The organism is Pseudomonas sp. RC4D1, from assembly GCF_018390395.1.
Lineage (GTDB): Bacteria > Pseudomonadota > Gammaproteobacteria > Pseudomonadales > Pseudomonadaceae > Aquipseudomonas > Aquipseudomonas danubii.
This window is the reverse complement of the sequence record NZ_JAHBAW010000003.1, coordinates 1,263,834-1,276,370: the sequence shown is the minus strand read 5'-3', so window position 1 is coordinate 1,276,370 and position 12,537 is coordinate 1,263,834. Positions and strand designations below refer to the sequence as shown.

Here is a 12,537-nt window from a genome sequence, read left to right as displayed (position 1 = left end):
GCGACCGAACGGATGTCACGGAAAATTCATCTAGCGGGTGTAATGCAGGCGACGTTGGGCTCCGGCAACGGCCCAAGCCGCTGCCGGAGCCAGCTCACAGTGGCCGGCCGATTCCGTTGCAGACGTTGGGATTGCCGATGCTCAAGGCATTGGTGGCGCTCAGGAAGCTGGAACGCACGGCGACTTTCCAGGACGGGTGCAAGGGCAGCATGCCCTGAGCCCTGATTGCCTGGTCATTGTTTCGGGGCTCAAGCGCGCCATAGTGGCGAGCCAAGAAGTCACGGACCTGATTGCTTTGAGTGGCATCGGCATAGCACTGGCTGAAGATCAGGTTGGTGTAGCCCAGGATCGGATAGCCGCTCTGCGGATAAGGCAAGACGCCCTGTTCCCAGTTCCTGCCGAACACCGGCACCCACTTGTCCGGGTTACTGCGCTCGGCGATGGGAGGCAGCGCAACGCTGTTGATGGCATTGACAATGTTGGCCGGCGCCGGCGAGACGCCGGTAATCCTGGCCACCTTGTTCCCGTCATCCAGACCGGCCAGGGTCGGTGCCGCAAGGGCCGGGCTCATGAAGGTGATGGCGCCATCCCAGGCATTCACCGCCGTCATGATGGCGTCACCGCTATTGGCCGCCAGCGCGCCGGCCGGCAGCCCGCCCGAATAGCTGGAATCAAAGTAGGTGGTCACGGCAAAGGTCCCGGTTTCATTGCACTTGGCATTCAGGAAACGCGTGAACAGCTCGGTGAAGCCGCTGCTACCTTTGGGATAAACCACGGTGATCGGGCCGCTACGTGCGGAACCCTGGATCAACTCCCAGCGGGACAGACGCCCCGAGAACACCCCACACAAGGTGTCGATGCTCAGGTCCAGTTCATGGCTGCCGGGCTTGTTGAACGGAATTGCAACGCTCGTCGCTGCCGAAGGCACCTGGATCAGCTTGCCGAACTGCGCCTGATGGGCCAAGGCGTAGTTGCTCAGTTCCACCGCGCTCAGCCTCGACTCACTGGCCACCCAATGCACGGTCTTGGGGGCTGCGCCAGGCACCAGCACGCTGTAGTTGTTCTGTAGAAAAGCCACCTTGTCCCGGCCCTGATCCGCGCCAATGTAGGGCGCAAACCCCGCGGTCAACACCCCGGCGGTCTGATACAGCGGCCGGGTAAAGGTCGAGCCTCCACCGTTGATATCCGCCTGGGCCTGCTGGACGCAGAACGCGCCGTATAACAGTGAAGCGATCAACCATTGAGCTTTGGGCATGACAAGACTCCTTTCCTATCCGGTGATGTCACTGGCCGTTCGGAGGGCGTAAGCCCGCTGGATGCGCGCTCTGAACAGATGCTGGATGAAAAAAATCAGCAACGGCCGAAACCGTTGCTGATCGGGTGTTGCCGCTCGGTGGGGTTCGCCGTTACAGCGGACGACCGATGTTGTTGCAGACGTTGGTGTTGCCGATGCTCAGGGTGTTGGAAGCGGTCACGAAGGTGGTGCGGATCGCGGTTTTCCAAGCGGTAGGCAGTGGTACGAAACGGTTGGCGGTGATGGCCGCGTCGTTGTTGGTGGTCGCGCCGTAGTGACGGGCGAAGAAGTCACGCACCTGGCCGCTCTGAGTGGCGTCGGCATAGCACTGGCTGAAGATCAGGTTGGTGAAGCCCAGGATTGGGTAGCCAGTATCGGGATAAGGCACGGTGCCGGTCGCGCCGGCCTTGCCGAAGACAGGTACCCACTTGTCCGGATTGCCGCGATCGGCCGCAGCTGGAACCGGAACGCCACCGATGGCGGCGGAAACGTTGGCAGGTGCAGGCGAAACGCCGGCCACCTTGGCCACCTTGGTGGCGTCGTCCAGACCGGCCAGGCTTGGCGCGGCGTAGTCCGGGCTCATGTAGGTGATGCGGCCGTCGCCGGCGTTCAGGGCATCCATCACGCCTTGGCTGCCCACTGCGGCCACAGCGCCGGCAGGCAGGCCACCGGTGTAGCTGGTAGCGAAGTTGGTGGTCACGCCGAAGGTGCCGGTCTCGGCGCATTTGGCGTTCAGGAAGCGGGTGAACAGCTCGGTGGTGCCGCTGCTTTCGTTGCGGTAAACCACGGTGATGGCGCCAGTACGGCCTGAACCGGCGATCTGGCTCCAGTCGGAAACACGGCCGGAGAACACGCCGCACAGGTCATTGACGCTCAGGTTGACCGCAGCAGTGCCGGCCTTGTTGAACGGAATGGCAACCGAAGTGGCCACCGAAGGCACCTGGATCAGTTTGCCCCAGGCCGCTTCGTGACCGGTGGCGTAGGCGCTCAGTTCAGCGGCAGAGAGCTTGGAATCGCTACCGGCCCAGTGCACGTTCTTGCCGGTAGTGCCGGCCACGAACTTGGTGTAGTCGTTGTTCAGGAAGGCAGCCTTGCCGTTGCCGCTGCCTACGCCGATGTAGGGAGCGAAGCCGGCGGTCAGTACGCCAGCGGTCTGGTACAGCGGTTGTGGCAGGGTGGCGCCACCGCCGTTGATATCAGCCAGGGCAGCCTGTGCCGAGCACAGGGCAGCCAGGGTCAGGGATGCCGCGAGAACGTTGCGCTTAAACATGAAGAATCTCCTTTCGTCGTGTTCGTACGTTGGGTGAATAGCTCTTGCATGACGCCATGGCACTCGGGCCAGAAGCCTTGATCCAGAGGGCTTGAGGGGTGAGGCCATGGAGAGAGAAGTTCGCAGCTTCCGGTGACAGATAAAGGAAAAAACCTCGGGAGAAACCGACTGTTTTGGCAAAAGATTCTCGGGTGTTTGGCGCCGTTTTCCGGGCCTTTCCCGGGTAGGTGAGCGCCAGGTTGCCCGAGCTGGCGCCGGCATCGCTCTGCAAGCGCCGAAGCTAGTGCAGACAGCGCCGGAACATGACAGAACAAGGAACCCGAGCTTGGCCGATTGCCGGGTCGGGAGTGAGGCAGGCCGCGTGAAATTTTCTGGCTGCCCTGCCCTTCGGACCACACCTTCGCTCTCGTAGGAGCCGGCTTGCCGGCGAAGGGGCCCGCGAGACCTGCATCGCCGGGGCCGACGCCTTCGCTGGCAAGCCAGCTCCTACGGACCGGCCCAGACCGGGCCGGACGGGGTCAGGTCAGGTCGGGTTGTGCGGTTCAGGTCACCAGTTGGTTGATCTCGATGATCGGCAGCATCACCGCCATCACGATCACCAGCACCACACCGCCCATGACCACGATCATCAGCGGTTCGAGCAACGCGGTCATGCCCATGGCCCGGCGTTCGATATCCCGCGACAGGGTCAGGGCCGCCCGCTCCAGCATCGGCGGCAAGGCCCCGGTCTTTTCACCACTGGCGATCAGGTGGATCAGCACCGGCGGGAAGACTTTCTCCACCCGCAGCGCAGCCGCGAGGTTGGCCCCCTCGCGCACCTTGGCCGTGGCCTCGCTGACGCTCTGGCTCAGGCGGTCGTTGGACAGGGTCTGGCGCGCCGCGTCCAGGGCCCGCAGCAGCGGCACCCCGGCGCCACTGAGAATCGCCAGGGTCGAGGCGAAACGCGCGGTGTTCAACCCCAGGACAAAACGCCCGAACAGCGGCAGGCGCAGAATCCGGCTGTGCCAGCTCAAGCGTGCCCGGGGGTTGCGCAGGTACAGCCGCCACCCCCAGAACCCCGCCACCAGGGCGCCGAAACACTGGATGCCCCAGGCACGAATGAAGTCGCTGGCATTGAGCATGGCCAGGGTCAGCCCCGGCAGGTCCTGGCGGGCCTGGGAAAAGGCGCTGACCACCTGGGGCACCACATAACTGAGCAAAAAGATCACGATGCCGATGGACACCAGGCCCACCACCCCGGGGTAGATAAAGGCAGTGAGGATCTTGCCCCGCAGGCCGTTGCGCTCCTCGATATAGTCCGCCAGCCGCTCCATGACCTGGGCCAGGTCGCCGGACTCTTCACCTGCGGCAATCAGTGCCCGGTAGATTTCCGGAAAGTCCCGGGGCCGCGCCGCCAGGGCCTCGGCCAGGCGCATGCCGCTGCGCACATCCGCGCGCACCGCGCTCAGGGTCTGGGCAATGTGCTTGCGCTCGGCCTGCTCTACCGTGGCGCTGAGCGCCGCCTCCAGAGGCAGACTGGCCCCCAGCAGGCTGGCCAGCTGGCGCGTGGCCCAGGCCAGGTCGTTGTCGCTGAGCCTGGGGCTGAAGAGCCCCCCAGCTGCGCCGCTGCCTGGGTTGCTGTCCAGTTGCACCTGCAGCGCGGTCAGGCCGCGGCTGCGCAGGCTGGCGAAAGCCGCGCCCTGGCTGTCGGCTTCCAGGTGTCCGGATTCGATCTTGCCGAGGGCGTCGGCGGCTTCGTAGCGATAGCGATTCATCAGGCGTCCCGTGTCACACGTAGGATTTCTTCCGGTGCGGTGGCGCCGCTGCGTACCCAGCGCTCGCCATCCTCACGCATGCTCAGCATCCCGGCTCGCCGCGCTGCGGCCCGCAGGGCCTGCTCGTCAGCGCCCTGGTGGATCAGGCTGCGGATGTCATCGTCGATGCAGAACAGCTCATGAATCCCGGTGCGGCCGCTGTAGCCGATGTGGTTACAGGCCGGGCAGCCCACCGGGTGCCAGGTGCCGGGATTGGCCGGATCGGCTTGCTTGCACTGGTTGCACAAGCGCCGCACCAGCCGCTGGGCCAGCACCCCGAGCATCGACGAGGCCAGGAGGAAAGGCTCCACCCCCATGTCGATCAGGCGGTTGACCGCCGACACTGCGTCGTTGGTGTGCAGGGTCGCCAGCACCAAGTGCCCGGTAAGCGAGGCCTGGACCGCGATCTGCGCGGTTTCCAGATCGCGGATCTCGCCGATCATGATCACATCCGGGTCCTGGCGCAGAATCGCCCGCAGGGCCAGGGCGAAGGTCATGTCGATCTTGGCGTTGACCTGGATCTGGCTGATGCCCGGCAGGTCGTATTCCACCGGGTCTTCGACGGTGAGGATATTGCTGGTGCTGGCATCCAGCCGGGCCAGGGCGGCGTAGAGGCTGGTGGTCTTGCCGCTGCCGGTGGGCCCGGTGACCAGGACGATGCCGTGGGGCTGGCGGATCAGGCCATCCAGACGCGCCAGCAGGTCCGGGTCCATGCCCAGGGTTTCCAATTGCAGGCGCCCGGCCTGCTTGTCCAGCAGCCGCATCACCACCCGCTCGCCATGGCCGGTGGGCACCGTGGATACCCGAATGTCGATGGGCCGCCCGGCCACCCGCAAGGCGATGCGGCCGTCCTGGGGCAAGCGTTTTTCGGCGATATCCAACTGGGCCATGATCTTGATCCGCGACACCAGCGCCCCGTGCAGCGCCTTGCGCGGCGAGACCACATCGCGCAGGGTGCCGTCGACCCGGTAGCGCACCACCGAGTGGGTTTCAAAGGGCTCGATATGAATATCACTGGCCTCGTCCCGCGCGGCCTGGGTGAGCAAGGCGTTGATCATGCGGATCACCGGGGCGCCGTCCTGGGTGTCCAGCAGGTCGGTGATTTCCGGCATGTCCTGCATCAGGCGGTCCAGGTCCACCTCATTCTCCGCGGCCCCGACCACCGCTGCGGCGCTGCCGGTGTCGGCGTAGGCCGTGGCCAAGAGCCCGTCGAGTTCGTCATCGCGGATGCGTTCCAGGCGTGCGGGGCCGAACTGGCGGCGGGCTTCGCTGATGGACCAGCCGGGGGTCGAGGGGCAGACCAGCAGGGTGGCGCCCTGCTCGCTGTGACGCAGGAGAATGCGTTGGGATTTGGCCCAGGCGTAGGGGAGCTGGAGGGGCTGAGTGGGCATTGTTTGGGTCTCCTGATTGGGGGGCATATCCGTTGCTGCGGTCACGGCCACTTATGGTTTCGCCCTTACGGCGAGTCACTTTGGAAAGAGCCCAAAGTAACCAAAGGCTCTTGCCCCTCCACTCGGTGCCTCGCTTAGGCTCGGCATGCCCTCACTCCGGCATTGATCCGTGGGCCGCCGCCACCGGCCATCCATGGCCGGGTGGCGGCTAACCCGGCGTCCTGCCGGGTTACCCACGGCTCAATGCCTGCGTTCGGCCATCGTGGTTAACGGGGCGTTCAGATCAAGATCAAGATCAAGATCAAGAGCAAGACGGCGGCCTACCGGCCGGCCTAGTTTCATTTGTCCTTTACAGGGCGACGTTGCTCTTGGCAGGGGCGAAGGTCCTGCGGACCTTTGCGCAGCTTCGCTGTGGCTCAGCAGCGGCTACAGGGCCAATGCCGAACGGGGTTGTGTAGCCGCTGCCGCAGGCTGCGAACGGCTCCGCAGGAGACGCGGGGATCTTAAGGCCGCCCAAGATCGACAGGCGATCGTCAGGCAAGGTCCTGCGGACCTTTGCGCAGCTTCGCCGTGGCTCAGCAGCGGCTACAGGGCCAATGCCGATCGGGGATTTGTGTAGCCGCTGCCGCAGGCTGCGAACGGCTTGGGCGGCATTCCGGCGCAGCAGACGCTAAACCTGCTACCCCCTGCGCCGCACCACTCAAAAGGAGCGGATGATCCGCCCCAGGGTTTCCATGGCCTGTTCCGCCGCTTCGTTCCAGGGGCTGCCGTAGTTCAGGCGGATGCAGTTGCGAAAGCGCTGGGTCGGGGAAAAGATCGGTCCGGGGGCGATGCTGATGCCCTGGGCCAGGGCCATCTGGAACAGTTTCAACGAGTCCATCTGCGGTGGCAGTTCCAGCCACAGGAAGTAGCCGCCCGCCGGCTGGCTGACCCGGGTCTGCGCCGGGAAGTAGCGGGCAATCGCCGCCAGCATGGCGCTCTGTTGTTCTTCCAGGGCGTAGCGCAGTTTGCGCAGGTGGCGGTCGTAGCCGCCGTGCTGCAGGTAGTCGGCAATCGCCGCCTGGGCCGGCATCGAGGCGCACAGTGAGGTCATGAGTTTCAGCCGTTCGATTTTCTGCGCGTAACGCCCGGCGGCCACCCAGCCGATGCGGTAGCCGGGGGCCAGGCTCTTGGCGAAGGAGCCGCAGTGCATCACCAGGCCTTCGGTGTCGAAGGCCTTGGCCGGTTTTGGCGCTTGCTGGCCGTAGTACAGCTCGGCGTAGACGTCGTCTTCGATCAGTGGCACTTGATGCTGGCGCAGCAGTTCCACCAGTTCCTGCTTCTTGGCCTCGGGCATGCTCGCGCCCATGGGGTTCTGGAAGTTGGTCATGCACCAGCAGGCCTTGATCGGGTGCCGCTCCAGGGTCTGGGCCAGGACGCCGAGGTCGATGCCGTCTCGCGGGTGCACGGGAATTTCCACCGCCTTGAGCTTGAGCCGTTCCAGCACTTGCAGGCTGGCATAGAAGGCCGGGGCCTCGATGGCCACCAGGTCGCCGGGTTCGGTCACGGCCTGCAGGCACAGGTTAAGGGCCTCCAGGGCGCCGTTGGTGATCAGCAGTTCCTCCATGGGCAGCATCAGCCCGGCCACCATGTAGCGCAGGGCGATCTGGCGGCGCAGTTGCGGGTTGCCCGGGGACATGTCGGTGACCACCACCCGCGGGTCCATCTCGCGGCTGGCGCTGGCCAGGGAGCGGGACAGGCGTTGCAGGGGGAACAGGGTCGGGCTGGGGAAGGCCGAGCCGAAGGGCACGGTGCTCGGGTCCTTGATCGAGTCGAGCACCGAGAACACCAGTTCGCTGACATCGACTTCGGTGGATTCGTTGACTTCGCTGCTGATCACCGGCTCGGAGAACGGGCTCGGTGCGTGAGCATTGACGAAGTAGCCGGAGCGCGGGCGGGCACGGATCAGACCGCGACGCTCCAGCAGGTAATAGGCCTGAAACACGGTTGACGGGCTGACCCCGTAGGTCTGGCTGGCGTAGCGCACCGAAGGCACGCGCTGGCCAGGGCCCAGGACCCCGGAGCGGATCAGTTCGGCGATGTCGTCGGCGAATTTTTCGTAGCGTTTCATCTGCGGTGCAAGATCCAGTCTGGTCATCGGGTCTAGGTGTTCAGATTCGCAAGGGAGGGCTCGACGGCCAGGGTGGGGCCCATGGCGGCGTCGAGTACAGGGTTCCCGTGGCCGAGGGACGGCAGCAGGCTCCCTGGCCACGGCATTCTAGAGGCTCAGCGGTTCATCGGCGCAACAAAACGGCTTTTGGCGATGGCGTAGACGCTTGGCTCATCGCTGTCGGCGACCTTGAAGCTGATGGCCTGGGAGCTGCTTTGTGGGCGGTCCTGGGTCATCGCCACCGAGACCGGCAGGTCGGTGATTTCGCCCGGGGCCAGGCTCAGTTCGGTCTTGCCCTGCAGTTCGAAACCATCGCCATCCACCAGGGCCAGGCGGTAGTTCTGGCGCTCCTGGGTCTTGTTGATGATCTTCAGGCTGTAGATGTTCTCGATCTGCCCCAAGGCGTTTTCGCGGAACAGGCCACGGTCCTTGCTCACGTCCAGGGACACCATCGGCCGTTGTACCAGGGCCAGGGCCAGGGCGCCGATCATCACCAGCAGCACCGCGCTGTAGCCCACCAGGCGCGGCCGCAGCAGGTGAGTCTTGCCCCCTTGCAGTTGGTGTTCCGAGGTGTAGGCGATCAGGCCCCGGGCGTAGCCCATCTTGTCCATGATCGAGTCGCAGGCGTCGATGCAGGCGGCGCAGCCGATGCATTCCATCTGCAGGCCGTCACGAATGTCGATGCCGGTAGGGCAGACCTGCACGCACACCTGGCAGTCGATGCAGTCGCCCAGGCCGACGTCGGCGGGCTTGACGTCACGCTTGCGCGGGCCGCGGCTTTCACCGCGCACCGGGTTGTAGGAGATGGTCAGGGTGTCCTTGTCGAACATCACGCTCTGGAAGCGCGCATAAGGGCACATGTGCATGCACACCGCCTCGCGCAGCCAGCCGGCGTTAATGTAGGTGGCCGCAGCGAAGAACAGCACCCAGAACAGACTCAGGCCACCGATCTGCAGGGTCAGCAGTTCCTGGGCCAGAGGGCGGATCGGGGTGAAGTAGCCAACGAAGGTCAGACCGGTGAGCAGGCTGATGCCCAGCCACAAGGTGTGCTTCATGGCCCGGCGGGCCAGCTTGTTCAGGCCCCAGGGCGCAGCTTGCAGCTTGATGCGCTGGTTGCGTTCACCTTCAGTGACCTTCTCGCACCACATGAACAGCCAGGTCCATGAACTTTGCGGGCAGGTGTAGCCGCACCAGACCCGGCCGGCGAACACCGTGATGGCGAACAGGCCGAAGGCGCAGATGATCAGCAGCGCCGAGAGGAGGATGAAGTCCTGAGGCCAGAAGGTCGCGCCGAAGATGTGGAACTTGCTTTCGGCCAGGTCCCAGAGCACCGCCTGGCGGCCGCCCCAGTTCAACCAGACCGTGCCGAAGAACAGCAGGAACAGGAAACCTGCGCCGGTCATGCGCAGGGTACGGAACAAACCGGTGAAGCTACGGGTGTAAACGTGTTTGTCGGTGGTCTTCGACTTCATCTGTTTAGGGGGTGAAGGTTCGAAGGTCTCTACTAATCGGACGGGGATTCTTTCGCTCATGGTCGTTCGCTCATCAGCCTCCATCAGGCCGCGCAACTATGACCACGGATCTGTTTGCATAACAGACTCAGGTATTTGATAAAAAACCGTATCAGATGAGCCTTTACGGTGCCCCTGCGACAACTTGCTGCACCCCCTCAAGAGCCACCAGGGAAGGCCGCAGGGGCCTCTGGCACAGGCCTTCGCGGCGAGCCCTGATCCAGATCAGTCAAATCACCGAATCACCGTCGGTGGCCTTCAGATGGCGCCGACCGTCGGTGGCGCCTGCTACGGTCAAAGCATCGGCTTCTGCTTCGGTGACGTAGATGCGTTCTCCCGCCAGCTCCACCGCCGACATGGATTTGGCAGCGTCGGTGATGACGGTCAGGGCGCTGGCGGGAAGGCGTTGGTGGAGGGTGTCGGTGTCGATGTAGCAGGTCTGGTTTTCGATGCGCAGGCTCATGATGCGTACCTCTTGGCAATGGGCGTACAGATTAGGCTGCAGGGCCTGGCCAGGGTTCGGCAGCGGCGATCAACGGTGGTCGTTGCAGGCCGCGGGTGCAGGAGCCGGCTGCCGGCGAACAGGCCCGTCAAGAGGGCGGGTGTTTTGGCCGGCAAGCTGGCTGCTGTGGTGTCAGCGGGTCGACGCTCCATGCGTGACCACCACCGGCGGCATGGTATTGGGAGGATCGCCCTTGGGCGGTGGGGTGGTCTCTGGTGGTTCCTGCTCGGGAACCGGTTGCGGCTCGCTGGGGGGCAGGGTCGGTTGGTCGATGTTCGGATCGGGAGTTTCTGCCGGGATCGGGATATTCATCGCTGTGGCCTCCTTTGTGCTTGTCGATGCACGGGCTCTCTGGGTGGACCCTGGGAGCAGGGAATTGATTCCCGTCGATTTGGCCAGCGATCGCGGTGAACTTTCGCCGATGCCGGTGGCTCGGAAACAAGGTGCATTGATTCATCGGGGCGCTGGGCGCCCTGCGACCAGAGCGTCCATGGCGCGTTAAAGGGGTGATGCTCAATGACTGCAGAAAAACCGACTGAACAGCAATACCAGGCGCAGTTGCCCTTGTCTCAGGCCTTGTTGCTGCCGCGCATTGCCATCGAGAACACCCGCCCGGTCCTCGACGGTGGGCAGTTCGCGGTCAAGGCGGTGGCCGGCCAAGAGGTCGAGGTGACGTGCAAGGTGTTCGCCGACGGCCACGACAAACTGGCCGTGCGGGTGCGCTGGCGCGAGGAGCAGCAGGACGCCTGGAGCAGCCAGGCCCTTGAGGACCAGGGCAACGACGGCTGGCTGGGGCGCTTTCCCGTGCCCACCGTGGGCCGCTATCGTTTTTGTATCGAAGCCTGGATCGATCAGTTCGCCAGCTTCTGTTACGAACTGGAGAAAAAACACCGGGCCGGGGTGCCGGTGAGCCTGGAGTTGCAAGAGGGGCGGACTTCGGTGCAGCAAGCCGCCGAGCGTAGCGAAGGGCCGTTGCGCGAGCGATTGCTGGCGCTGCAACAACAGCTTGCCGGCTTGCTGGAGACCGAGCAGGTCGCCTTGTTTCTCAAGGATTCCAGTGCCCGGCTGATGGCCGAGGCCGACCACCGGCCCTACCTGAGCCTGAGCCCCGAATACCCGCTGGATGTGGAGCGGGTACAGGCGCAGTTCGCCAGCTGGTACGAGCTGTTTCCGCGCTCGATCACCGAGCATCCTTCCCGCCATGGCACTTTCAACGACGTCCACTCGCGACTGTCGATGATCCATGACATGGGCTTCGACGTGCTGTATTTCCCGCCCATCCATCCCATTGGCCGCAGCCACCGCAAGGGGCGCAACAACGCGTTGACGGCGGCCCCGGGCGACCCCGGCAGTCCCTACGCGATTGGCAGCGAGGAGGGCGGCCACGAGGCGATCCATCCGCAGTTGGGCAGCCTGGATGATTTCCGTCGTCTGGTAGCCGCCGCTGCCGACCACGGCCTGGAGATCGCCCTGGATTTCGCCATCCAGTGTTCCCAGGACCATCCCTGGCTCAAGCAGCACCCGGGCTGGTTCAACTGGCGCCCGGACGGCACCATCAAGTACGCCGAGAACCCACCGAAGAAGTATCAGGACATCGTCAACCTCGACTTCTATGCCGCCGACGCCATACCCAGCCTGTGGCTGGAACTGCGGGACATCGTCATCGGCTGGGTCGAGGAGGGGGTCAAGACCTTTCGCGTGGACAACCCCCACACCAAGCCGCTGCCGTTCTGGCAATGGCTGATCGGCGACGTGCGCCGCCAGTACCCGGAGGTGATCTTCCTCGCCGAGGCCTTTACCACCCCGGCGATGATGGCGCGCCTGGGCAAGGTCGGTTACACCCAGAGCTACACCTACTTCACCTGGCGCAACACCAAGAGCGAGCTGGCCAGCTACTTCAGCGAGCTCAATCAGTCGCCGTGGCGCGAGTGCTTCCGGCCGAACTTCTTCGTCAACACCCCGGACATCAATCCGGCGTTTCTGCATGACTCGGGGCGCCCGGGGTTTCTGATCCGCGCGGTGCTGGCCAGCATGGGCTCGGGGCTGTGGGGCATGTACTCCGGGTTTGAACTCTGTGAATCGGCGCCGGTGCCGGGCAAGGAGGAGTACCTGGATTCGGAGAAGTACGAGATCCGGCCCCGGGATTTCAACGCCGCCGGCAACATCATTGCCGAGATCGCCCAGCTCAACCGCATCCGTCGGCAGAACCCGGCGCTGCACAGTCACCTGGGGCTCAAGCTGTACAACGCCTGGAACGATCAGATCCTGTATTTCGGCAAACGCAACGCCGAGGGCGACAACTTCGTCCTGGTGGCGGTCAGCCTCGATCCCTTCAATGCCCAGGAGGCCCATTTCGAACTGCCGCTGTGGGAGCTGGGGCTGGCTGACGATGCCGCCACCCAGGGGGAGGACCTGATGAACGGCCATCGCTGGACCTGGTACGGCAAGACCCAATTCATGCGCCTGGAGCCGGCGCAACCCTTCGGCATCTGGCGCATCAGTCCCCTGTAGGAGCCGGCTTGCCGGCGAAGAGGCCCGTGAGCCTTGCGCCGGGCTGGCTGACGCCTTCGCTGGCAAGCCAGCTCCTACGGTTGTCGTGGCGCATCGGTAGGTGCGTCGGCGCTCAT

The 12,537-nt window shown here is 64.4% G+C and carries 9 protein-coding genes; 1 reads left to right on the top strand and 8 read right to left on the bottom strand.

Annotated features, from left to right (window positions below):
• Nucleotides 1–94: 94 nt before the first annotated feature.
• The 8 genes from KHO49_RS30510 to KHO49_RS30475 all read right to left on the bottom strand — a co-directional run bounded on the left by KHO49_RS30510 (nucleotide 95) and on the right by KHO49_RS30475 (nucleotide 10,222).
• Nucleotides 95–1,255 carry a substrate-binding domain-containing protein gene (locus KHO49_RS30510; protein WP_213666450.1) on the bottom strand — a complete coding sequence of 387 codons (1,161 nt, stop codon included), beginning with the start codon at nucleotides 1,253–1,255 and terminating at the stop codon, nucleotides 95–97.
• A 151-nt stretch (nucleotides 1,256–1,406) separates the two neighbouring features.
• Nucleotides 1,407–2,564 carry a substrate-binding domain-containing protein gene (locus tag KHO49_RS30505; protein WP_102879118.1) on the bottom strand — a complete coding sequence of 386 codons (1,158 nt, stop codon included), beginning with the start codon at nucleotides 2,562–2,564 and terminating at the stop codon, nucleotides 1,407–1,409.
• A gap of 542 nt (nucleotides 2,565–3,106) precedes the next feature.
• The gene (gene gspF, locus KHO49_RS30500; RefSeq protein WP_102863338.1) at nucleotides 3,107–4,318 is read right to left on the bottom strand and encodes a type II secretion system inner membrane protein GspF; all 1,212 of its coding nucleotides are present in this window, start codon (nucleotides 4,316–4,318) and stop codon (nucleotides 3,107–3,109) included.
• Nucleotides 4,318–5,748 carry a type II secretion system ATPase GspE gene (gene gspE / locus KHO49_RS30495; protein WP_123390513.1) on the bottom strand — a complete coding sequence of 477 codons (1,431 nt, stop codon included), beginning with the start codon at nucleotides 5,746–5,748 and terminating at the stop codon, nucleotides 4,318–4,320. The genes gspF and gspE overlap by 1 nt, the downstream gene beginning before the upstream one ends.
• Nucleotides 5,749–6,448: 700 nt before the next feature.
• Nucleotides 6,449–7,858 carry a GntR family transcriptional regulator MpaR gene (gene mapR, locus KHO49_RS30490; RefSeq protein WP_053151441.1) on the bottom strand — a complete coding sequence of 470 codons (1,410 nt, stop codon included), beginning with the start codon at nucleotides 7,856–7,858 and terminating at the stop codon, nucleotides 6,449–6,451.
• 155 nt (nucleotides 7,859–8,013) lie between these two features.
• Nucleotides 8,014–9,429, bottom strand: a complete 1,416-nt coding sequence (ccoG, locus tag KHO49_RS30485; RefSeq protein WP_102863435.1) for a cytochrome c oxidase accessory protein CcoG — start codon at nucleotides 9,427–9,429, stop codon at nucleotides 8,014–8,016.
• Between the two features lie 208 nt (nucleotides 9,430–9,637).
• On the bottom strand, nucleotides 9,638–9,871 hold the full coding sequence (locus KHO49_RS30480) for a DUF3203 family protein (protein ID WP_102879194.1): 234 nt from the start codon (nucleotides 9,869–9,871) through the stop codon (nucleotides 9,638–9,640).
• A 171-nt stretch (nucleotides 9,872–10,042) separates the two neighbouring features.
• Complete coding sequence (locus KHO49_RS30475; protein ID WP_102863437.1) at nucleotides 10,043–10,222, bottom strand: hypothetical protein; 180 nt, start codon at nucleotides 10,220–10,222, stop codon at nucleotides 10,043–10,045.
• Nucleotides 10,223–10,426: 204 nt separating this feature from the next.
• Between KHO49_RS30475 and KHO49_RS30470 the strand changes: the two genes are divergently transcribed.
• On the top strand, nucleotides 10,427–12,421 hold the full coding sequence (locus tag KHO49_RS30470) for an alpha-1,4-glucan--maltose-1-phosphate maltosyltransferase (protein ID WP_213666449.1): 1,995 nt from the start codon (nucleotides 10,427–10,429) through the stop codon (nucleotides 12,419–12,421).
• Nucleotides 12,422–12,537 lie beyond the last annotated feature (116 nt).